The sequence below is a fragment of the Enterobacter sp. SA187 genome (assembly GCF_001888805.2).
Classification (GTDB): domain Bacteria; phylum Pseudomonadota; class Gammaproteobacteria; order Enterobacterales; family Enterobacteriaceae; genus Enterobacter_D.
In genome coordinates, this window is record NZ_CP019113.1 from 789,284 (window position 1) to 811,592 (window position 22,309).

General features: G+C 57.7%; 16 protein-coding genes. 10 read left to right on the forward strand and 6 right to left on the reverse strand.

Translation table 11 applies throughout. From position 1 onward, the window contains the following. Nucleotides 1–230 precede the first annotated feature (230 nt). Nucleotides 231–1,850: a phosphoenolpyruvate carboxykinase (ATP) gene (gene pckA, locus BMF08_RS03995; protein WP_072571234.1), complete on the forward strand. Its 1,620-nt coding sequence runs from the start codon at nt 231–233 to the stop codon at nt 1,848–1,850. 58 nt (nt 1,851–1,908) lie between these two features. Here pckA and envZ read toward each other — a convergent pair whose 3' ends face one another. Both envZ and ompR read right to left on the reverse strand, forming a co-directional pair. Then, on the reverse strand, nt 1,909–3,261 hold the full coding sequence (envZ, locus tag BMF08_RS04000; RefSeq protein WP_072571233.1) for a two-component system sensor histidine kinase EnvZ: 1,353 nt from the start codon (nt 3,259–3,261) through the stop codon (nt 1,909–1,911). Next, nucleotides 3,258–3,977, reverse strand: a complete 720-nt coding sequence (ompR, locus tag BMF08_RS04005) for an osmolarity response regulator transcription factor OmpR (protein ID WP_006177890.1) — start codon at nt 3,975–3,977, stop codon at nt 3,258–3,260. Before ompR ends, envZ begins: the two co-directional genes overlap by 4 nt. 160 nt (nt 3,978–4,137) lie before the next feature. On the opposite strand from ompR, the gene greB reads away from it, so the two are divergent. From greB to feoC, 5 genes are all read left to right on the forward strand, one after another. Next, entirely contained in the window at nt 4,138–4,611 is a 474-nt protein-coding gene (greB, locus tag BMF08_RS04010) for a transcription elongation factor GreB (RefSeq protein WP_072571232.1), read from the forward strand. Between the two features lie 98 nt (nt 4,612–4,709). After that, nucleotides 4,710–7,043, forward strand: coding sequence for a Tex family protein (locus BMF08_RS04015; RefSeq protein ID WP_072571231.1), 2,334 nt, complete (start codon nt 4,710–4,712; stop codon nt 7,041–7,043). Between the two features lie 342 nt (nt 7,044–7,385). After that, nucleotides 7,386–7,613, forward strand: a complete 228-nt coding sequence (feoA, locus tag BMF08_RS04020; protein WP_072571230.1) for a ferrous iron transporter A — start codon at nt 7,386–7,388, stop codon at nt 7,611–7,613. A 32-nt stretch (nt 7,614–7,645) separates the two neighbouring features. After that, nucleotides 7,646–9,967: a Fe(2+) transporter permease subunit FeoB gene (feoB, locus tag BMF08_RS04025; RefSeq protein ID WP_072571229.1), complete on the forward strand. Its 2,322-nt coding sequence runs from the start codon at nt 7,646–7,648 to the stop codon at nt 9,965–9,967. Between the two features lie 11 nt (nt 9,968–9,978). Further along, entirely contained in the window at nt 9,979–10,215 is a 237-nt protein-coding gene (gene feoC, locus BMF08_RS04030) for a [Fe-S]-dependent transcriptional repressor FeoC (protein ID WP_072571228.1), read from the forward strand. Nucleotides 10,216–10,248: 33 nt separating this feature from the next. On the opposite strand, the gene BMF08_RS04035 is transcribed toward feoC, so the two are convergent. Both BMF08_RS04035 and bioH read right to left on the reverse strand, forming a co-directional pair. Beyond that, entirely contained in the window at nt 10,249–10,518 is a 270-nt protein-coding gene (locus tag BMF08_RS04035; protein ID WP_072571227.1) for a YdgH/BhsA/McbA-like domain containing protein, read from the reverse strand. A 118-nt stretch (nt 10,519–10,636) separates the two neighbouring features. Continuing rightward, nucleotides 10,637–11,410 (reverse strand): pimeloyl-ACP methyl ester esterase BioH, encoded by a 774-nt coding sequence (gene bioH, locus BMF08_RS04040; protein ID WP_072571226.1) that lies wholly within the window; start codon nt 11,408–11,410, stop codon nt 10,637–10,639. Between the two features lie 37 nt (nt 11,411–11,447). Between bioH and gntX the strand changes: the two genes are divergently transcribed. From gntX to gntT, 3 genes are all read left to right on the forward strand, one after another. Beyond that, on the forward strand, nt 11,448–12,131 hold the full coding sequence (gene gntX / locus BMF08_RS04045; RefSeq protein WP_072571225.1) for a DNA utilization protein GntX: 684 nt from the start codon (nt 11,448–11,450) through the stop codon (nt 12,129–12,131). A gap of 58 nt (nt 12,132–12,189) precedes the next feature. Continuing rightward, the gene (gene nfuA / locus BMF08_RS04050; protein WP_072571224.1) at nt 12,190–12,765 is read left to right on the forward strand and encodes a Fe-S biogenesis protein NfuA; all 576 of its coding nucleotides are present in this window, start codon (nt 12,190–12,192) and stop codon (nt 12,763–12,765) included. 391 nt (nt 12,766–13,156) lie between these two features. Next, a complete protein-coding gene (gene gntT, locus BMF08_RS04055) occupies nt 13,157–14,473 on the forward strand; it encodes a gluconate transporter (protein WP_072571223.1) in 1,317 nt (438 codons plus the stop codon). Nucleotides 14,474–14,519: 46 nt separating this feature from the next. Here gntT and malQ read toward each other — a convergent pair whose 3' ends face one another. Further along, a complete protein-coding gene (gene malQ / locus BMF08_RS04060) occupies nt 14,520–16,607 on the reverse strand; it encodes a 4-alpha-glucanotransferase (RefSeq protein WP_072571222.1) in 2,088 nt (695 codons plus the stop codon). 8 nt (nt 16,608–16,615) lie between these two features. After that, nucleotides 16,616–19,006, reverse strand: coding sequence for a maltodextrin phosphorylase (malP, locus tag BMF08_RS04065; protein WP_072571221.1), 2,391 nt, complete (start codon nt 19,004–19,006; stop codon nt 16,616–16,618). A 588-nt stretch (nt 19,007–19,594) separates the two neighbouring features. Between malP and malT the strand changes: the two genes are divergently transcribed. Continuing rightward, nucleotides 19,595–22,300, forward strand: coding sequence for an HTH-type transcriptional regulator MalT (malT, locus tag BMF08_RS04070; RefSeq protein WP_072571300.1), 2,706 nt, complete (start codon nt 19,595–19,597; stop codon nt 22,298–22,300). Nucleotides 22,301–22,309 lie beyond the last annotated feature (9 nt).

Below are 22,309 nucleotides of genomic sequence, written 5' to 3' on the forward strand. Positions count from 1 at the left end.
AATGCGATTACACTCACAAAGCCGCCGACTAATCCTCTAAAAAAGCCCGATTGCGTAACGTTTCCTCCCTGACTCAAAGCAAAACATCCATAATTCGTCTCGCCAGGTGACGGGTGTAACCCTATATAGTGAGATTTTCCTGATACGTAAATCTATGAGCCCCGTCGCGGTTAAAACCCCTATAACAACCCTACAATCTCAGGTAGTACATTTAGCTAAGGAGTAGTGACATGCGCGTTAACGATTTAACCCCGCAGGATCTCGAGGCTTATGGTATCCACGACGTTAAGAATATTGTCCACAACCCTGATTACGACACGCTGTATCAGGAAGAGCTCAATCCAGATCTGGAAGGATACGAGCGCGGTGTGCTGACAAATTCTGGTGCTATCGCCGTCGACACCGGTATTTTCACCGGCCGTTCGCCGAAGGATAAATACATTGTTCGCGATGACACCACCCGCGATACCGTGTGGTGGTCCGATAAAGGCAAAGGCAAGAACGACAATAAACCGCTCTCCCCGGAAACCTGGCAGCATCTGAAAGGCCTGGTTACCCGTCAACTCTCCGGCAAGCGGCTGTTTATTGTTGATGCCTTTTGCGGCGCGAACGCTGACACCCGTCTGTCGGTGCGCTTTATTACCGAAGTCGCCTGGCAGGCCCATTTCGTCAAAAACATGTTTATCCGCCCGACGGAAGAAGAGCTGGCGGGCTTTACGCCGGACTTTATCGTCATGAACGGCGCGAAGTGCACTAACCCACAGTGGAAAGAGCAGGGTCTGAACTCCGAGAATTTCGTGGCCTTTAATCTGACCGAACGCATTCAGCTGATCGGCGGCACCTGGTACGGCGGCGAAATGAAAAAAGGGATGTTCTCGATCATGAACTACCTGCTGCCGCTGAAGGGTATCGCTTCCATGCACTGTTCGGCAAACGTCGGTGAAAAAGGCGATGTGGCGGTGTTCTTTGGTCTGTCCGGCACCGGTAAAACCACCCTCTCCACCGATCCGAAACGCCGTCTGATCGGCGATGACGAACACGGCTGGGATGATGACGGCGTGTTTAACTTCGAAGGCGGCTGCTACGCCAAGACGATCAAGCTGTCCGAAGAGGCCGAGCCGGATATTTTTCACGCCATTCGCCGCGATGCGCTGCTGGAAAACGTCACCGTGCGCGCAGACGGCTCTGTCGATTATGACGATGGTTCCAAAACCGAGAACACCCGCGTCTCTTACCCGATCTATCACATTGATAATATCGTCAAGCCGGTGTCCAAAGCCGGACATGCCACCAAGGTGATCTTCCTCACCGCCGATGCTTTCGGCGTGCTGCCGCCGGTGTCGCGGCTGTCGGCTAACCAGACGCAGTACCATTTCCTGTCGGGTTTCACCGCCAAGCTGGCGGGCACCGAGCGCGGCGTCACCGAGCCGACCCCGACCTTCTCCGCCTGCTTTGGCGCGGCTTTCCTGTCGCTGCACCCGACGCAGTACGCCGAAGTGCTGGTGAAACGCATGCAGGCGGCGGGCGCGCAGGCTTATCTGGTGAATACCGGCTGGAACGGCACCGGCAAGCGCATCTCCATTAAAGATACGCGCGCCATTATTGACGCCATTCTGAATGGTTCGCTGGATCAGGCGGAAACCTTTACGCTGCCGATGTTTAATCTGGCGATCCCGACGACGTTGCCGGGCGTGGACACCGCGATCCTCGATCCGCGCAATACTTATGCGTCACCGGAACAGTGGCAGGAGAAAGCCGAAGCGCTGGCGAAACTGTTTATCAGTAATTTCGAGAAGTATACCGATACCCCGGCGGGTGCGGCGCTGGTGAGTGCCGGGCCGAAGCTGTAATCCTGCCTGTTAGCTGCCCGGCGGCGCGTTGCCTGCCGGGCCTACCGTTTCATCGCGCTTAACTCTCTTTCACCTGACTTGCGACACGCGTCACCGGAACCGGCAGCCAGGCGCGTATGCATAACCCGCCCCGCTCGCTCGTGCCCAGCTCCAGCAGACCGTTATGGTTATCGACAATACGCTGCACAATCGCCAGGCCTAAGCCTGTACCGCTGGTGCTGCGCGCGCTGTCGCCCCGCACAAAAGGCTGGAACAGGTGCTTACGCTGCTCCGGTTTGATCCCCGGACCGTCGTCCTCCACCTGGAACCAGGCGCGATGCGGCTCGGTACCGCTGCTGACTTTGATCCAGCCGTTGCCATAGCGGGCGGCGTTAACCACCATATTCGCCACGGCACGCTTAATGGAGAGCGGATGCATACGCACCAGGATCTCATCCGGGTGCATCGCCGTTTCGATTTCACGCTCATAGCCGCTTTCAGCCGCCACCACTTCGCCCAGTACCGAATTGAGATCGGCGATCTCCATCGGCATTTCCTGGCCGGTACGCAGGTAATCAATAAACTGCTCGATAATGGCGTTGCACTCTTCGATGTCTTTATTGATGGATTCCGCGAGATAGCCGTCTTCTTCGGCCATCATTTCCGTGGCGAGGCGAATGCGGGTCAGCGGCGTACGCAGATCGTGGCTGACGCCCGCCATTAACAGCGTACGGTCATCGGCCAGCTGTTTTACGCCCGCCGCCATCTGGTTGAAGGCGCGGGTCACGGAGCGCACCTCAGACGCGCCATATTCGCGCAGCGGCTGCGGAATTTGCCCTTTCCCCACTTTAAGCGCGGCATGTTCCAGATCCACCAGCGGCCGGTTCTGGATACGGATAAACAGCCATGCGCCGCCTATCGCCATCAGCATAATAGCCAGCGTATAGCGGAACAGCGGGGAGAAATCGCCCTGATGAATTTCCGTGAGCGGTACGCGCACCCAGATATTGGGCGACAGCCAGGTTTTGAGCCACACGACGGGCGAGCTTTTGTTGACCTCGACGCGCACTTCCGTCGGGCCGCCCAGCTGCTGCGCCATCTGATGGCTTAAGAATTCGTAGTGTTGCGCCCAACGCAGGCCCGCGTCTTCAGCGGCCTCGTTGGAGTAGAGCGAAATGCCCAGTTCGCGGTAGATCTCCCGGCGAAACGCAGGGGGAACCACCAGTTGCGTGCCGTCCTCCAGTTGCAGTTTATCGGTCATCAGCATACGGACTTCGTAAGCGAGGACCTTATTAAACTGCTGGAGGCTCGGCAGGATCGCGAAGTTCAGCACCACCAGATAGGTCGTCACCAGGCTGACGAACAGCAGGGTGACGATCAGTAACAGCGTGCGGGCAAACGAGCTTCGCGGCGAGAAGCGCATTCGCCTCATGCTTTAGCGCCGTCCGGCACAAAGACGTAGCCCAGACCCCAGACGGTCTGAATATAGCGCGGGTGCGCCGGATCCTCTTCCACCATGCGGCGCAGGCGGGAGATCTGTACGTCGATGGAACGCTCCATCGCGGAGTATTCGCGGCCACGGGCCAGGTTCATCAGCTTATCGCGGGACAGCGGCTCGCGCGGATGACTGACCAGCGCTTTCAGCACGGCAAATTCACCGCTGGTCAGCGGCATCGGCTCATCTTCGCGGAACATTTCGCGGGTGCCGAGGTTAAGCTTAAACTTACCAAAGGCGATAACCGCTTCTTCCTGAGAGGGCGCGCCCGGCAGCTCATTCGCCTGACGACGCAGCACGGCGCGGATACGGGCCAGCAGCTCGCGCGGGTTGAAGGGTTTCGGAATGTAGTCGTCAGCGCCAATTTCGAGGCCCACGATACGGTCAACTTCTTCACCTTTCGCCGTGACCATAATGATCGGCATCGGGTTGCTCTGGCTACGCAGACGGCGGCAGATGGACAAACCATCTTCACCAGGTAACATTAAGTCGAGCACCATCAGGTGGAAGGATTCACGGGTTAACAGGCGATCCATCTGTTCTGCGTTGGCGACGCTGCGAACCTGGAAGCCTTGCTCGGTGAGATAACGTTCAAGCAGCGCACGCAGGCGCATATCGTCATCGACGACCAGAATCTTATAATTCTCTTGCATTGTTTGTACTCCCAAAGGTTCGGACAATCTTGAAAGCGTATTCTAAAAAAGTGTGCGCCCACCACCAGTTAATTCTGGTATGAATTCTAGTCGAAATTGTTACAAAGCATATTTAACAGCAAGTTATCTGTACATTTGCTCACAGAATAAGGCATGGAAAATGAAAACGCCCCTGATTACCCGTGAGGGTTACGACAAACTCAAGCAGGAAATGGATTATCTCTGGCGTCAGGAGCGCCCCGAAGTCACCAAAAAAGTGACCTGGGCGGCAAGTCTGGGCGACCGCAGTGAAAACGCCGACTACCAGTATAATAAGAAACGGCTGCGCGAGATCGACCGCCGGGTGCGCTATCTCACTAAATGCCTCGAAAATCTGCGTATCGTAGATTACTCCCCGCAGCAGGAAGGCAAAGTCTTTTTTGGCGCCTGGGTGGAAATTGAGAACGACGAGGGCGATACCCGCCGTTTCCGCATTGTCGGCTACGATGAAATTTTTGGTCAAAAGGATTACATCTCCATCGACTCGCCGATGGCGCGCGCGCTGCTGAAGAAAGAGGTTGGCGACGTCGCCGTGGTGCAGACGCCGGGCGGTGAAGCCACCTGGTATGTGAATGAGATCACCTATGTAAAATAGCCCGCCAGAATAATCCCTAAGCCGCCCGTTACGGCTGGCATTTTGCTGCCTCAATCCGTATAACTATCGGCTGTTTTTGCTCAGAAGATGATATTGAAATGATGAATAATTCGCTCTGCCGCATTATTGCGGGTGAACTTCAGGCGAGAGCTGAACAGGTAGAATCTGCCGTTCGCCTGCTTGATGAAGGGAACACCGTGCCGTTCATTGCACGTTATCGTAAAGAAGTCACCGGCGGTCTGGACGACACGCAATTACGTCAGCTCGAAACCCGTCTTGGCTACCTGCGCGAACTGGAAGAGAGACGCCAGGCGATCCTCAAATCCATCGGCGAACAGGGCAAGCTGACCGACGAGCTGGCCGGGGCCATCAACAGTACGCTGAGCAAAACCGAACTCGAAGATCTCTATCTGCCCTATAAGCCTAAGCGACGTACGCGCGGGCAAATCGCCATTGAAGCGGGACTCGAACCGCTCGCCGATCTGCTGTGGAAGGATCCGTCCCATCACCCGGAAACTGAAGCCGCGAAATTCGTCGATGCGGATAAAGGCGTGGCTGACACCAAAGCCGCGCTGGATGGCGCGCGTTATATTCTGATGGAGCGCTTTGCGGAAGACGCGGCGCTGCTGGCGAAAGTGCGTGACTACCTGTGGAAGAACGCGCACCTGGTGGCGACGGTGATTAGCGGCAAAGAGGAAGAAGGCGCGAAATTCCGCGACTATTTCGATCATCACGAACCTATTAGCAGCGTGCCGTCACACCGAGCGCTGGCGATGTTCCGTGGCCGCAATGAAGGCATTCTGCAACTGGCGCTGAACGCCGATCCGCAGTTTGATGAGCCGCCCAAAGAGAGCCATTGCGAACAGATTATCATCGACCATCTCGGCCTGCGCCTGAACAACGCCCCTGCCGACAGCTGGCGGCGTGGCGTGGTGAGCTGGACGTGGCGCATCAAGGTGCTGATGCACCTCGAAACGGAATTAATGGGCACCGTGCGTGAGCGCGCCGAAGACGAAGCCATTAACGTGTTCGCCCGTAACCTGCACGATCTGCTGATGGCGGCCCCTGCGGGTCTGCGCGCCACCATGGGTCTCGATCCCGGCCTGCGCACCGGCGTGAAAGTGGCGGTGGTTGACGGCACCGGCAAGCTGGTGGCGACCGACACCATCTATCCGCACACCGGCCAGGCTGCGAAAGCGGCGGTAGTGGTCGCCACGCTGTGCGAAAAACATAACGTTGAGCTGGTGGCCATCGGTAACGGTACCGCTTCCCGCGAAACCGAGCGCTTCTTCCTCGACGTGCAAAAGCAGTTCCCGAAAGTCACGGCGCAAAAAGTGATCGTCAGCGAAGCGGGCGCATCCGTCTATTCCGCCTCAGAACTGGCGGCGCTGGAGTTCCCGGATCTGGATGTCTCCATCCGTGGCGCGGTGTCTATCGCCCGTCGTTTACAGGATCCGCTGGCGGAGCTGGTGAAAATCGATCCGAAATCCATCGGCGTCGGCCAGTACCAGCACGACGTCAGCCAGTCACAGCTGGCGCGTAAGCTCGATGCGGTGGTGGAAGACTGCGTAAACGCCGTGGGCGTCGATCTGAATACCGCCTCCGTACCGCTGTTAACCCGCGTGGCGGGTTTAACCCGCATGATGGCGCAGAATATTGTCGCCTGGCGCGATGAGAACGGGCAGTTCCAGAACCGCCAGCAGTTGCTGAAGGTGAGCCGTTTGGGGCCGAAAGCCTTCGAGCAGTGCGCGGGCTTCCTGCGTATTAACCACGGCGATAACCCGCTGGATGCGTCAACGGTGCACCCGGAAGCCTATCCGGTGGTGGAGCGCATTCTGGCCGCCACAGAGCAGTCATTGCGCGATCTGATGGGTAACGGCAACGAGCTGCGTCAGCTGAAAGCCTCGGACTTCACCGATGAGCGTTTCGGCGTGCCGACGGTGACCGACATCATCAAAGAGCTGGAAAAACCAGGCCGCGATCCGCGTCCGGAATTCAAAACCGCGACCTTCGCCGAGGGCGTGGAAACCATGAACGACCTGCTGCCAGGCATGATCCTTGAAGGCGCGGTGACCAACGTCACCAACTTTGGCGCATTCGTGGACATCGGCGTGCATCAGGACGGCCTGGTGCATATCTCCTCGCTGTCCAACAAGTTTGTCGACGATCCGCACAGCGTGGTGAAAGCCGGTGATATCGTCAAAGTGAAGGTGATGGAAGTCGATCTGCCGCGAAAACGTATCGCCCTGACCATGCGTCTTGACGAACAGCCAGGCGAAACCAGTTCCCGTCGCGGCAGTGGCCCGCAGCGCGAACAGGCCAGCCGCCCGGCAGCGCGCGGGGCGGCAAAACCACGCGGTCGTGATGCTCAGCCATCCGGCAACAGCGCGATGATGGATGCGCTGGCGGCGGCCATGGGTAAAAAACGTTAATCTTTTTTTCGCCCTCTCCTGCGGGAGAGGGAATTAACTTTAAATAATTAATAAAACTTAACAGATCACTATTTTTCACATTATTAACACAATGCGTTAATTCTGGTTCCATTTAACTAAAATCATTTCCGCGCTTATTTTTGAGCTAAATCAAAAGTCCCGCATATTAATCGTCAATATAACATTCACACACATTTTATCCGTTGATGATAAAAACCATTCTCATTACCATTCTTTCAGTTGATTATTTTGTCACCGACGCCGGGGTCGCTTATTCCGCTTTTCCTGAATGTTGACGACGCCCGGCACACTACCCTGATTTGCAAAATTAAGTAGGTCCTTATGGCATTCTCACCTGACAGCGCGTGGAAAATTACCGGTTTCGCCCCTGAAATCAGCGCGGCTTACCGTCAGAAACTGCTTTCGCTTGGCATGCTGCCGGGCTCGTCATTTAACGTGGTGCGCGTCGCGCCCTTCGGTGACCCTGTACATATTGAAACCCGTCGGGTCAGCCTGGTATTACGAAAAAAAGATCTGGCGTTATTAGAAGTGGAAGCGGTATCCCGTTAATAAGCGACTGACTCACAGAGCGCAGCAATACTATGAAAAAATTAACCCTCGGTTTAATTGGCAATCCTAATTCCGGCAAGACAACTTTATTTAATCAGCTTACCGGCGCGCGTCAGCGTGTCGGTAACTGGGCGGGCGTCACGGTGGAGCGTAAAGAAGGGCTGTTCTCCACCACTGACCACGCGGTAACCCTGGTGGATCTGCCTGGCACCTATTCTCTGACCACCATTTCATCGCAAACCTCCCTCGATGAACAGATCGCCTGCCACTACATTCTGAGCGGCGAGGCGGACATGCTGATCAACGTGGTGGATGCGTCAAATCTGGAGCGTAATCTCTACCTGACGCTACAGCTGCTGGAGCTGGGCATTCCCTGCATCGTGGCGCTTAACATGCTCGACATTGCCGAGAAACAGCAGATCCGCATCGACATCGATGCCCTGTCCGCCCGCCTGGGTTGCCCGGTGGTGCCGCTGGTATCAACGCGCGGGCGCGGCATCGACGCCCTTAAGCTGGCGATTGACCGCCACCAGCAGAATCAGGCTATCAGCCTGGTGCATTATGCGCGTCCCCTGCTGCGGGAAGCCGCCATGCTGGCGGAAACCATGGATACACAGATGCCGGAACAACAGCGTCGCTGGCTGGCGTTGCAGATGCTGGAAGGCGATATCTACAGCCGCGGCTACGCGGGCGATGCGGCGCAGCATCTGCCGCAGGCGCTGGCGCGTCTGAAAGAGGAGATGGACGATCCTGCCCTGCACATCGCCGACGCCCGTTACCAGACCATCGCGGCCATTTGCGATGCGGTGAGCAACACGTTAACGGCGGAGCCGGGGCGCTTTACCGCCGCCATGGATAAGATCGTCCTCAACCGTCTGCTCGGGCTGCCGATCTTCCTGCTGGTGATGTACGTGATGTTTGTGCTGGCCATTAACATCGGCGGCGCGCTGGCGCCGATCTTTGACGCCGGTTCCGTGGCCATTTTCATTCACGGTATTCAGTGGATTGGTTACACGCTGCATTTCCCGGACTGGCTGACCATTTTCCTTGCCCAGGGGCTGGGCGGCGGTATCAACACCGTGCTGCCGCTGGTGCCGCAGATCGGCATGATGTACCTGTTTCTGTCATTCCTTGAAGACTCCGGCTACATGGCGCGCGCGGCCTTTGTGATGGATCGCCTGATGCAGTCGCTGGGGCTACCGGGCAAATCCTTTGTGCCGCTGATTGTCGGCTTTGGCTGTAATGTGCCGTCGGTAATGGGCGCCCGCACGCTGGATGCGCCGCGTGAGCGCCTGATGACCATCATGATGGCACCCTTTATGTCCTGCGGCGCGCGGCTGGCGATCTTCGCGGTGTTCGCCTCAGCCTTCTTCGGGCAGCAGGGTGCGCTGGCGGTGTTCTCGCTCTATGTGCTGGGGATCGTGATGGCTATTCTCACCGGCCTGATGCTCAAGCACACCATTATGCGCGGCGAAGCCTCGCCTTTTGTGATGGAGCTACCGGTGTATCACGTCCCGCATCTGAAAAGCCTGCTGCTGCAAACCTGGCAGCGTCTGAAAGGCTTTGTGCTGCGCGCGGGTAAGGTGATTGTGGTGGTCAGTATTTTCCTCAGCGCCCTGAACAGCTTCACCCTCGGCGGCCAGGCGGCTACCAGTATTAACGATTCGGCGCTCGCCTCAGTCAGCCGCGTGTTCACGCCGCTGCTGGAACCTATCGGCGTGCAGGGCGATCACTGGCAGGCCACCGTCGGCCTGTTTACCGGCGCGATGGCAAAAGAAGTGGTGGTCGGGACATTAAACACCCTCTACACCGCCGAAAACATTCAGGACGCGCCCTTTGATGCCGCGCAGTTCAGCCTGACGGACGAACTGCTGGGCGCCGCGCAAGAAACCTGGCAAAGCCTGGTGGAAACCTTAAGCCTGAGCACGCTGGCTAATCCGATCGAAGCCAGCAAAGGCGACGGCGAAATGGCCACCGGCACCATGGGCGTGATGAGCGAGAAGTTTGGCAGCCCTGCCGCCGCCTACAGCTATCTGATCTTCGTGCTGCTCTACATCCCCTGTATTTCGGTGATGGGGGCCATCGCTCGCGAAGCGAGCCGCGGCTGGATGGGCTTCTCGATCCTCTGGGGGCTGAATATCGCTTATTCGCTCTCAACGGTGTTTTATCAGACGACCACCTTTAGCCAGCACCCGCACTATAGCCTGGTCTGCATCCTCGCGGTGATCCTGTTTAACGTGCTGGTGATTGGCGGCCTGCGTCGCGCCAGAAGCCGGGTGAACGTCGATCTGCTGGCGACGCGTAAACAGCTTGCCCGCTGCTGCGAAGCCAGCACCGGCAGCGACTGTCACTAAGGAGACACGCCATGGCCTCACTGTTTGAGATCCGCGATATGCTGGCCCTGCACGGCAAAATGGAGGCCAGCGCCCTGAGCGCTGCGCTGCATACACCGCTGTCGATGGTGGAAGCGATGCTGAGCCGGATGGAGGCGCTGGGAAAAGTCCGGCGCGTTCAGGAAGAGTCCGGCGGCTGTCTGAGCGGGCAGTGCCGTCAGTGTCCGGAAGGAAAAGCCTGTCTGCGGGAGTGGTGGATGCCTGGCTGACAGACAGGCGGATCGGGGATCCGCCTGCTGCTGTTATTTATACACGTCTGCGGTAGCGTGGATGTCTTTGCCCGTTTTATCACCGCTGGTCACAACATAATATTTCCCGCCCAGCTCATCGGCTTTCTTCACGATTTCCGCTTTCGCATCCATCGGCGCAGTGGTGTCAGAGGTGGTCACTGTGCCAATTTTGGTCAGGTTCATCTCTTTGACTTTATCTTTCTGCAACTCTTCTGCTGCAAGCACGCCAAATGACAGCGATCCAATAACCAGAGACGCGACAATACCGGTAGCAAGTTTCATAGGCTTAACTCCTTTAAGGTTGTGGTTCTTAGGTCATTACGCTTTTCACCAACAAAGCCGCAGTGACATCCTTAAGTATTAACGCCAGTTGACTATTTCGCCACACGCCGGAGAGGGATCACGCCAGCGAGGCCTTAAAATCGAGCAGCGCCTGACAAAAGTCTTCCGGGTGAGAAATAAAGGGCGCATGGGCGGCTTTCGGGAAGATCACCGACTGGCTGGCGGGCCACGCCTCGTCCAGCCTCGCCACGATTTTGCGTGGCACCAGGCCATCAAGCCGACCGTACAGGCGCAGGAAAGGCTGCTTCAGCGAAGCCAGCGGCGCGCGCAGATCGGCGGTTTTGAGGATCTCCAGCCCGCCGTTAAGCACGGTTTCGCCTGGCATCGGCAGCGCCAGCACGGCGCTTTTCAGTTTGCGGGCATCTGCACGGGCCGTTTCGGTGCCCAGGGTTTGCAGCGCCAGGAAACGTTCCACGGTGCGTTGAAAATCCTCGCTCAGCTGACGCTGAAAGCCGGACAGCACCTCAGGCTTGATACCCGGCCAGTCATCTTCGGCGCAGAAGCAAGGGGAAGACGCGACCGTTACCAGCGCCTGAACACGCTGCGGGGCGCTGAGCGCCGCCTGGCTTGCCACCAGCCCGCCCAGACTCCAGCCCAGCCAGATGGCGCTGTCCGGCGCGCGAGCCAGCACCGCCTCTGTCATCTGCTGAAGAGTCAGCGCGCCAAAGCCGCTGCTGCGACCGTATCCCGGCAGATCCACCAGATGCAGCGTAAAATGCGGCACGAGTTCCGCCGTTATGCAATCCCATACCTGCGCATTCAGTCCCCATCCGTGCAGCAGCACAAGATGACACTTTCCTTCGCCTTTGGTTTCCCACCACAGGTCATTCATCAGTTAGGCTTCTCTTTCATCAACAGGGAGGGGATCTATGCTATCAGTGCCTGGCTTATGCTGGCTATGCCGAATGCCGCTGGCGCTCGCGTCCTGGGGCATCTGTTCGGTGTGCTGCCGTGCGCTGTTTATCACGCAGACCGTCTGCCCGCAGTGCGGTTTACCAGCGGCGCTTTCCGGCCTGCCGTGCGGGCGTTGCCTGCAAAAACCGCCGCCCTGGCAGCAACTGGTGATGGTAAACGACTATGTGCCGCCGCTCAGTTCGTTGATCCACCGGCTGAAGTTCTCCCGCCAGCCGGAAGTGGCCCGGGCGCTGGCGCGTCTGTTGCTGTTGGCCGTTGCCCGCGCCCATCGTGAGCGGGGATCGCCCTGGCCCGACAGACTGATCAGCGTGCCCCTTCACCGCCGCCGCCGGTGGCGCAGAGGATTTAACCAGAGCGATCTGCTCTGCCGCCCGCTCGCCCGCTGGCTGACCTGCGCCTGGGACAGCACGGCGCTGATACGCGTTCGCGCCACGCCCGTTCAGCATCAGCTCAGCGCCAGACGGCGGAAACATAATCTGCGTCATGCCTTTCGCCTTGAATTACCGGTGCGCGGACTCCATATCGCTATCGTGGATGATGTCGTCACTACCGGCAGCACCGTCGCAGAGATTGCTCAGCTGCTTTTACGGGGCGGCGCGGCGACTGTTCAGGTATGGTGCCTGTGTCGAACCTTGTAGAGCCTCGATGATGGGCGTATTATAACCAGGTAAAATAGTCAACTATTAGGCCATTGCTATGATCCATATTTCCGACGCTGCACAAGCGCACTTTGCCAAACTGCTGGCAAATCAGGAAGAAGGAACACAAATCCGCGTATTTGTGATCAATCCGGGTACCCCAAACGCTGAATGTGGCGTCTCTTACTGCCCGCCGGACGCAGTGGAAGCTTCTGACACCGCCCTGAAATTTGACCTGCTGACGGCGTATGTCGATGAGTTGAGCGCGCCGTATCTGGATGATGCGGAGATCGATTTCGTTACCGATCAGCTGGGTTCACAGCTGACGCTGAAAGCCCCGAACGCCAAAATGCGTAAAGTGTCTGATGATGCGCCGCTGATGGAGCGCGTCGATTACATGATCCAGTCGCAGGTTAACCCGCAGCTGGCCGGTCACGGTGGCCGCGTTACGCTGATGGAAATTACTGAAGAAGGCTATGCCATTCTGCAGTTCGGCGGCGGTTGTAACGGCTGTTCGATGGTCGATGTGACTCTGAAAGAAGGGATCGAGAAGCAGCTGCTGAACGAGTTCCCGGAACTGAAAGGCGTGCGCGATCTGACCGAACACCAGCGCGGCGAACACTCCTACTACTGATGCACTCCCCCGCCCGGTGGCGCTTCGCTTACCGGGCCTACGTGTTAATACGTTCCCCGCCCGGTGGCGCTCCGCTTACCGGGCCTACAGGCTTCATAAGCGCAGCGCCACCCGGCAACCCGCCACCAAAAATTTAACATCCTTTTCCCCAGAATTTGACCCACCTCGCAATTCTCACATTTAAACCGCCAGGGTCATTCTCATTCCTTATATGTTACCCGTATCATTCGCGCCAGTACTGCATTAACCCCAAACGGCCAGCTAAACTTTTGTTCAAATCTAAAAGCAAGCCGGGGCAGTGCGATGCGTTCTCTGTTCCCCCTGCGGGATAATTGGTAACGCCAGTAAGGTGTTTAACGTTACCCATAACAAATTAAAGGCCAGGTAAATCATGCCATTAGTCATCGTTGCTATCGGTGTTGTCTTGTTACTGTTGTTAATGATCCGTTTTAAACTGAACGGATTTATTGCCCTGATCCTGGTGGCGCTCGCCGTCGGACTGATGCAGGGCATGCCAGTAGACAAAGTGATCGCCTCCATTAAAGCGGGTGTCGGCGGTACGCTCGGCAGCCTTGCGCTGATCATGGGCTTCGGCGCTATGCTCGGCAAACTGCTCGCAGACTGCGGTGGGGCGCAGCGCATTGCCACCACGCTTATCGACAAATTTGGTCAGAAATACATTCAGTGGGCAGTGGTATTAACCGGTTTTACCGTCGGTTTCGCCCTGTTCTATGAAGTGGGCTTCGTGCTGTTGCTGCCGCTGGTGTTCACCATCGCCGCAAAAGCGCGCGTGCCGCTGCTTTACGTCGGCGTGCCGATGGCGGCAGCGCTTTCCGTAACGCACGGCTTCCTGCCGCCGCACCCGGGCCCGACCGCTATCGCCACTATCTTCCACGCCGATATGGGTAAAACCCTGCTCTACGGTACGCTGCTGGCGATCCCGACGGTGATCCTGGCAGGCCCGGTGTATGCCCGTTTCCTGAAAAATATTGATAAACCGATCCCGGAAGGCCTGTACAACGCGAAAACCTTCAGCGAAGCCGAAATGCCGAGCTTTGGCGTCAGCGTCTGGACCTCTCTGGTACCGGTGATCCTGATGGCGGGCCGTGCGATTGCAGAAATGGTGCTGCCGAAAGGCCATGCGCTGCTGCCTTACGCTGAATTCTTCGGCGACCCGGTTATGGCCACGCTGATTGCCGTGCTGATCGCCATCTTCACCTTCGGCCTGAACCGTGGCCGTTCAATGGATGACGTGACCGATACCATCACTTCTTCCATTAAAATCATCGCCATGATGCTGCTGATCATCGGCGGCGGCGGCGCGTTCAAACAGGTGCTGGTCGACAGCGGCGTGGATAAATACATTGCCGCGATGATGCACTCCACTAACTTATCGCCGATCTTTATGGCCTGGTCGATTGCCGCAGTACTGCGTATTGCGCTGGGTTCTGCAACGGTTGCGGCGATCACGGCTGGCGGCATCGCTGCACCGCTGATCGCCACCACCGGCGTCAGCCCTGAGCTGATGGTTATCGCCGTGGGTTCCGGTAGCGTGATTTTCTCCCACGTGAACGATCCGGGTTTCTGGCTGTTCAAGGAGTACTTCAACCTGACTATCGGTGAAACCATGAAGTCATGGTCGGCGCTGGAGACCATTATTTCGGTCTGTGGTCTGGTGGGTTGTCTGCTGCTGGCTACGGTGATTTAACGGCTGTCTATTGCCCCTCTCCGGACGGAGAGGGGCAATGTAATACTTACTTCTTCCCTGCCGTTTTACGCCTTCTGTCCAGATCCTTAATCAGCCTGTTCACGCCGTCATCGGCAAACATCTTCTCAAGAGTGGTATTCAGCTTGCGCCGCCAGTTTTTGTACTGAGAACTGGTACCCGGAATATTTACCGGCGCGGCCATACCCAGCCAGTCTTCCGGCTGCAAGCCGAGCAGCGCGCTGTTGGAATCGGCGATATAACGCTGCATTCCGCGGTTCAGCGTACTGGTCATCGCCATACGTGAGGCCTTGTGCCCGGCACGTTTCGGCAGACAACCCTGCTTGTGCAGCGCCTCCAGCAGACCCTGTTTCGCCCGCTCGCGATCCTGGTACAGACCGCGCAGCACCTCTTCGTCCGGATACAGTCCCAGGGTTTTGCCCAGGGTTAAATCACCGGCTTCCCAGTAGCCGCGCAGCGTTGGCAGATCGTGAGTGGTCGCCACGGCCATCGACTGTTCCGGCCATTTTTGCGGTGGCAGGAAGACGTTTTCGCTGTTCTCGAAATAGAGCACCTTGTAGGAGTAGATGCCGCCGTCGCGCAGCTTGCTGACAATCTCCACCGGCACCGTCCCCAAGTCTTCGCCAATCACCATGCACTGGTGGCGCTTGCTTTCCAGGGCGAGGATCGACAGCAAATCATCCACCGGATACTGCACGTACGCCCCCTGATCGGCGGTTTCGCCGTACGGGATCCACCACAGGCGCAGCATCGACATCACATGATCGATACGCAGCGCGCCGCAGCTTTTCATGTTCGCACGCAAGAGCTGGATAAAAGGCTCGTAGCCGCGCGCCGTCATGACGTGCGGATCCATCGGCGGCAGTCCCCAGTTCTGGCCGAGCGGACCAAGAATGTCAGGCGGTGCGCCGACGGACGCTTTCAGGCAGTAAAGTTCACGATCGCACCAGGTTTCCGCGCCGCCTTCCGCCACGCCCACTGCCAGATCGCGGTACAGGCCAATCGGCATGGCGAAGCCCTGGCTGGTTTCCCAGCACTGCGCAAACTGCTCGCAGGCCAGCCACTGTAGCCACAGGTAAAACTGTACTTCGTCGGCGTACTCTTCGCAGAACTGCTTCACTTCCGGACTGTCGGTACGCTGATAGCCTTCCGGCCATGCCGGCCAGCCCCAGCGCATCTCATCTTCTTTCACCTGCTGCGCGTGCAGCGCGTCAAACGCCGCCTGCCAGTACAGGCTCTCGCCTTCCTGCGTAACAAAGTCGTTGAACGCCACTTTCTGCGCATCGCTGTCTTTACGGGCGGCAAAGCCTTTCCATGCCAGACGCAGCGCGGCAATTTTCAACGCGGTAACGGTCGCGTAATCCACGTATTCGGCGTCGCGCGCAGCGCGCAGCGCATCCTGCGTGGAGGCCAGTTTCCACCATTTCTGCGCTTCTTTGCTGCGCTGGAAATCCTCCACGGCGTTCACGTCGATATAGACGATATTCAGCCAGCGGCGGGATGACGGGCTGTACGGACTGGCGCTTTCCGGGTTAGCCGGGTAGAGCGCGTGGATCGGGTTCAGACCGATAAAAGAGCCGCCCCGCTTCGCCACATCCACCAGCATGGCCTTCAGATCGCCAAAATCGCCGATCCCCCAGTTTTTTTCCGAACGCAGGGTGTAGAGTTGCACGCAGGCGCCCCACAGTTTTTTCCCTTCGTGTAACGCCTGCGGTTCATAGCAGCGCTTCGGCGCGACTATCACCCGACACTGCCATTGCTGTTTCGCCTTACCGATCTCAAGCGTGTGATAGCCCTCCGGCAGCTTTGCCGGCAGATTGAGCGCTTTACCGCCGGTGGCCTGGCCGGTGTACTCCCGGCCCTCTTCGGTGATCAGCCGCCAGCTGAATTCCCCGCTGCCTTCAACAGGCAGCGGCATTTTTTTGCCGTGGGTAAAGATCTTCACCGGCGGCACAGGCGGAACCGCCCCCTTTTTCGGGGCGGCCGGGCGATGCATGGCGTCCAGCAAACGTTGTTTAGTTTCCGCACCAATAGACTGCGGTTTACCGTGAGCATTGATGTAATGAGGGCTGATCCCCGCCGCCAGCGCGGCGGCATCAAGTCGTTTGCTTTCCATGGCTTTCCTTAACGTTTGGCCTGCCAGATACGGGTCTGATAATCACGGATGGAGCGATCCGAACTGAACATGCCGCAGCGGGCAGTATTCAGAATAGCGGCTCGCGTCCAGGCGTCCTGATCGCGGTACAGGACGTCCACTTGTTTTTGCGCGTCGACATAGGCGATGAAGTCGGCCATCACCAGATACGGGTCGCCGCCCTGCTTGCCCATGCTGTGCAGCATCTGATCGAAGGCGTGTTTATCGCCATCGCTGTAGACGCCGTTTTCCAGCTCTTTGAGCACCGCATCCAGCACTTTGTCTTTTTTGCGCCACTTCAGCGGATCGTAGCCTTTGGCCTTCAGCGCCTTCACCTGTTCAACAGTATGGCCGAAGATAAAGATGTTATCGTCGCCAACCTGCTCGGCAATTTCGACATTTGCGCCATCAAGCGTACCGACAGTGAGCGCGCCGTTGAGCGCCAGCTTCATATTGCCGGTGCCGGAGGCCTCTTTGCCCGCGGTGGAAATCTGCTCGGAAACATCCGCCGCCGGGATGAGCATTTCCGCTGCCGACACGCAGTAATCCGGCAGGAATACCACTTTCAGTTTGTCGCCGACACGGGGATCGTTGTTGACCGCTTCCGCCACTTTGTTGATGGCGAAGATGATGTTTTTCGCCAGGTAGTAGCCCGGCGCGGCTTTCGCGCCAAACAGGAAGACGCGCGGCACGCGGTCGGCGGTCGGGTTTTCGCGGATCTCTTTGTACAGCGCCAGAATATGCAGCAGATTGAGGTGCTGACGTTTGTACTCGTGCAGACGTTTGATCTGAATATCAAAAATGGCCTCCGGATTGATCTCAATGCCGGTGCGCGCTTTCACATAGCTTGCCAGACGCACTTTGTTGGCCCGTTTGATATCGCGGTACTGCGCGCGGAACGCCGCGTCGTCGGCATATTTTTCCAGGCCCTGAAGCTGGTCGAGATCGTTGGCCCATTCGGTTTTCAGCGTCGTGTCGAGCAGCGCGGCCAGCGCCGGGTTGCACTGTTTGATCCAGCGGCGCGGTGTGATGCCGTTGGTCACATTGTGGAATTTATTCGGCCACAGCTGGTGATATTCCGGGAACAGATCTTTGACAACCAGATCCGAGTGCAGCGCCGCCACGCCGTTGACGGCAAAGCCGCTCACCACGCACAGATTCGCCATGCGCACCTGTTTGTTATGCACCACCGCCAGCTTCGCCCAGACGTCTTTGTCCCCCGGCCAGGTTTGCTCCACCTGCGATTTAAAGCGGTTATTGATGGTGTTGATGATCTGCATATGGCGCGGCAGCAGCGCTTTCACCAGCTTCTCATCCCAGCACTCCAGCGCTTCCGGCATCAGGGTATGGTTGGTGTAGGCGAAGGTTTTGCCGGCGATCGCCCAGGCGTCGTCCCAGCTGAGCTGGTGTTCGTCGATCAACACGCGCAGCAGCTCCGGAATGGCGATGGTCGGGTGCGTGTCGTTAAGCTGGATCACTTCGAAGTCCGGCAACTGCGCAATGGTACGCCCGGCGAGGTGATGACGGCGCAGAATATCCGCCACCGAACAGGCGCACTGGAAATACTGCTGCATCAGGCGCAGCTTTTTGCCCGCCAGATGGTTGTCGTTCGGGTAGAGCACTTTGGTCAGTTTTTCGGCGTCGATGCCCTGCTGTTCGGCACGCAGGAAATCGCCGTTGTTAAAACGGGTGAGATCGAACGGATGGGCATGTTTTGCCAGCCACAGGCGCAGCGGCTGCGCGACGCTGTTGCGGTAGCCGAGCACCGGCAGATCCCAGGCTTCGCCGATAAGATTGAAGGCTGGCGTCCAGTGGCCGTCTTTGCTGATTTTGCCGCCGATGCCCACATGCACATCCAGCGCGGCATTGTGACGGAACCACGGATAGCTGCCGCGATGCCAGTCGTCCGGCGCTTCCTGCTGCTGCCCGTCAGCAAAAGACTGGCGGAACAGGCCGTACTGGTAGTTCAGGCCATAACCAGTCGCCGCCTGGCCCACCGTCGCCATGGAGTCAAGGAAGCAGGCAGCGAGACGCCCCAGCCCACCGTTGCCCAGCGCCGGATCGATCTCTTCTTCCAGCAAATCCGTCAGGTTGACGTTATGGGTTTGAAGCACATCGCTCACCTCCTGATACCAGCCGAGGTTGAGCAGGTTGTTGCCGGTCAGGCGGCCAATCAGAAATTCCATTGAGATGTAGTTCACGTGGCGCTGGTTTTTGGCCGGGGCTTCTGCCTGTACCGGCAGTAATTCCGCCAGCGCGCCGCTGACCGCGTGCCACCACTGCTGCCGGGTCATCTGGTCTGCGGCATTAAGACCAAAACGCTGCCACTGACGCGTCAGGGCCGCTTCGAATTGTGCTGTGTTAAATGTGGGCTGTGACATAGGGAACTCGGATCCTGTAAGTAAAAAACAACATTAGTGCTAGTGTGCCTGGCTCCCGTTTCGGCTACCTCATCCTGCCAGGGATTAGAAAGGGAGGAGTAGCGGGGAGGAGCGAAAAGTGTGATCGCGGCCACTTAGCATCCTTGTATGCGGGCATTCTGCCGTGGTCATTCGCCGATAACCCGGAACATGCTCAAAAAATTGAAATGTCGTTTCATGGGAATTATCTGCTGCGGGTAAATACAATGCGAAAAATTTATTATTTTGCTGAAAATTTAAACCGCGTCACGGCTATTTCTGGCAGACATAAGCTGACATCGATTTTCATAATATTTAAATTCGCTGCGAGTCAAAAAAGCGCATTTTTTCGTTTGCGCGCTTTATCGCCGATTCAGTGTTCATGCGCCATGGCTGGCTGTCGGAGGTAATATTCATAAAGGTTATGGAATTGTGACACAGTGCAAATTAAGCGCGGTCAAATTCGGACATAACTTGCAATACATGTCATTCTGGCCGAACGTATTCTTTATTAATTACGAAGCGCAAAAAAAATCGCCTTTCCCGTTACCTCACAGTGAAGTGATGACTATGTTGATTCCGTCTAAATTAAGTCGCCCGGTTCGCCTTGACCACACAGTGGTGCGCGACCGATTGCTGGCTAAACTTGCGGGCGCCAACAATTTTCGCCTGGCGCTGGTGACAAGTCCTGCCGGTTATGGAAAAACGACCCTGATTTCGCAGTGGGCCGCAGGGAAAAGCGATCTCGGATGGTTTTCTCTTGATGAGGGGGACAATCAGCAGGAGCGCTTTGCCAGCTATTTGATGGCGGCGGTGCAGCAGGCCACCCACGGCCACTGCGTCACCAGCGAAGCCATTGCCCAGAAAGGCCAGTACGCCAGCCTGTCGTCGCTGTTTGCCCAGCTGTTTATCGAGCTGGCGGACTGGGATCGCCCACTCTATCTGGTGATTGATGATTACCACCTGGTCACTAATCCGGTGATCCACGACGCCATGCGCTTTTTCCTGCGCCATCAGCCGGAATGCCTGACACTGGTGGTGCTGTCGCGTAATCTGCCGCAACTGGGTATCGCCAACCTGCGCGTACGCGATCAACTGCTGGAAATCGGCAGTCAGCATCTGGCCTTTACCCATCAGGAAGCCAAGCAGTTTTTTGATTGTCGCCTGGAATCCCCCATTGAACCGGCAGAGAGCAGCCGCCTGTGCGACGATGTGGCCGGCTGGGCCACCGCGCTACAGCTCATCGCCCTCTCCGCCCGCCAGAATAACCATGCCGCGCACCAGTCCGCGCGCCGCCTCGCGGGGATCAATGCCAGCCATCTTTCCGATTATCTGGTGGATGAAGTGCTGGATAATATCGATCTCAGTACCCGTCATTTGTTGCTGAAAAGTTCCCTGCTGCGCTCGATGAACGACGCGCTGATTGTGCGTGTTACGGGCGAAGAAAACGGGCAGATGCGCCTGGAAGAGATCGAACGTCAGGGCCTTTTTCTGCAACGGATGGATGATTCCGGTGAATGGTTCAGCTATCACCCGCTGTTCGGTAACTTCCTGCGTCAGCGCTGTCAGTGGGAGCTGGCGACCGAGCTGCCGGAGATCCACCGCGCGGCGGCGGAAAGCTGGATGGCGCAGGGCTTCCCCAGCGAAGCCATTCATCACGCGCTGGCCGCGGGCGATGGCAACATGCTGCGCGACATCCTGCTGCATCACGCCTGGGGGCTGTTTAACCACAGCGAACTGGCGCTGCTGGAAGAATCCCTGAAAGCGCTGCCCTGGGAAAGCCTGCTGGAGAATCCGCGCCTGGTGCTGCTTCAGGCGTGGCTGATGCAAAGCCAGTACCGCTACAGCGAAGTGAACACCCTGCTGGCCCGCGCCGAGCAGGAGATGGACATGGAAATGGATCGCTCCCTGCACGGTGATTTCAACGCCCTGCGCGCGCAGGTGGCGATTAACGCCGGCGATCCCGCCGAAGCCGAGCGCCTGTCGACCGTGGCGCTGGAAGAGCTGCCGCTGGCGAATTACTACAGCCGTATCGTCGCCACCTCGGTACACGGTGAAGTGCTGCATTGCAAAGGACAGCTGACCAACTCGCTGGCGGTGATGCAGCAGACCGAGCAGATGGCGCGTCGCCACGACGTCTGGCATTACGCGCTGTGGAGCCTCATCCAGCAGAGCGAAATTCTGTTCGCCCAGGGCTTTTTACAGGCCGCCTGGGAAACGCAGGAAAAAGCCTTTGCGCTGATCCGCGAGCAGCATCTTGAGCAGTTGCCGCTGCACGAGTTTTTACTGCGCATCCGCGCGCAACTGCTGTGGGCGTGGGCGCGTCTGGATGAATCGGAAGCCGCCGCCCGCGAAGGGCTGAACGTACTCGCCGCCTACCAGCCGCAGCAGCAGATGCAGTGTCTGGCGCTGCTGGTGCAGAACTCTCTGGCGCGCGGCGATCTGGACAACGCCCGCAGCCATCTTAACCGTCTGGAAAACCTGCTCGGTAACGGCCAGTATCACAGCGACTGGGTATCCAACGCCGATAAAGTACGGGTGATTTACTGGCAGATGATTGGCGACAAAAATGCCGCAGCCCAGTGGCTGCGCCAGACGCCGAAGCCGGAATTCGCCGATAACCATTTCCTGCAAAGCCAGTGGCGCAACATCGCCCGCGCGCAGATCCTGCTCGGTGATTTCGATCCGGCGGAGATGGTGCTGGAAGAGTTAAACGAAAACGCGCGCAGTCTGCGGCTGATGAGCGATCTGAATCGCAACCTGCTGCTGCTGAACCAGCTTTACTGGCAGGCGGGACGTAAAAGCGATGCGCAGCGGGTGCTGATGGAAGCGCTGACGCTGGCTAACCGCACCGGCTTTATCAGCCACTTTGTGATTGAAGGGGAAGCGATGGCGCAGCAACTGCGCCAGCTGATCCAGCTTAACGCCCTGCCGGAACTGGAAGGGCATCGCGCCCAACGCATACTTCGCGACATTAACCAGCATCATCGCCACAAGTTCGCGCATTTCGATGAAGGCTTTGTGGAGCGCCTGCTCAATCACCCGGAAGTGCCGGAGCTGATCCGTACCAGTCCGCTGACCCAGCGGGAATGGCAGGTTTTAGGGCTGATCTATTCCGGCTACAGCAATGAACAGATTGCTGGTGAGCTGGCGGTGGCGGCCACCACCATCAAAACGCACATTCGTAATCTGTATCAGAAGCTCGGCGTGGCGCACCGTCAGGATGCGGTGCAGCACGCGCAGCAGCTATTGAAGATGATGGGATACGGGGTATAAGCCCCGTTT

Excerpts from the sequence above, each read along its gene's own strand:
- feoA (WP_072571230.1), top strand. The coding sequence starts at position 7,386 with ATGGCATTCTCACCTGACAGCGCGTGGAAAATTACCGGTTTCGCCCCT.
- feoB (WP_072571229.1), top strand. The coding sequence starts at position 7,646 with ATGAAAAAATTAACCCTCGGTTTAATTGGCAATCCTAATTCCGGCAAG.
- gntT (WP_072571223.1), top strand. The coding sequence starts at position 13,157 with ATGCCATTAGTCATCGTTGCTATCGGTGTTGTCTTGTTACTGTTGTTA.
- pckA (WP_072571234.1), top strand. The coding sequence starts at position 231 with ATGCGCGTTAACGATTTAACCCCGCAGGATCTCGAGGCTTATGGTATC.
- bioH (WP_072571226.1), bottom strand. The coding sequence starts at position 11,410 with ATGAATGACCTGTGGTGGGAAACCAAAGGCGAAGGAAAGTGTCATCTT.
- BMF08_RS04015 (WP_072571231.1), top strand. The coding sequence starts at position 4,710 with ATGATGAATAATTCGCTCTGCCGCATTATTGCGGGTGAACTTCAGGCG.
- ompR (WP_006177890.1), bottom strand. The coding sequence starts at position 3,977 with ATGCAAGAGAATTATAAGATTCTGGTCGTCGATGACGATATGCGCCTG.
- malP (WP_072571221.1), bottom strand. The coding sequence starts at position 19,006 with ATGTCACAGCCCACATTTAACACAGCACAATTCGAAGCGGCCCTGACG.
- feoC (WP_072571228.1), top strand. The coding sequence starts at position 9,979 with ATGGCCTCACTGTTTGAGATCCGCGATATGCTGGCCCTGCACGGCAAA.
- envZ (WP_072571233.1), bottom strand. The coding sequence starts at position 3,261 with ATGAGGCGAATGCGCTTCTCGCCGCGAAGCTCGTTTGCCCGCACGCTG.
- BMF08_RS04035 (WP_072571227.1), bottom strand. The coding sequence starts at position 10,518 with ATGAAACTTGCTACCGGTATTGTCGCGTCTCTGGTTATTGGATCGCTG.
- malQ (WP_072571222.1), bottom strand. The coding sequence starts at position 16,607 with ATGGAAAGCAAACGACTTGATGCCGCCGCGCTGGCGGCGGGGATCAGC.
- malT (WP_072571300.1), top strand. The coding sequence starts at position 19,595 with ATGTTGATTCCGTCTAAATTAAGTCGCCCGGTTCGCCTTGACCACACA.
- nfuA (WP_072571224.1), top strand. The coding sequence starts at position 12,190 with ATGATCCATATTTCCGACGCTGCACAAGCGCACTTTGCCAAACTGCTG.
- greB (WP_072571232.1), top strand. The coding sequence starts at position 4,138 with ATGAAAACGCCCCTGATTACCCGTGAGGGTTACGACAAACTCAAGCAG.
- gntX (WP_072571225.1), top strand. The coding sequence starts at position 11,448 with ATGCTATCAGTGCCTGGCTTATGCTGGCTATGCCGAATGCCGCTGGCG.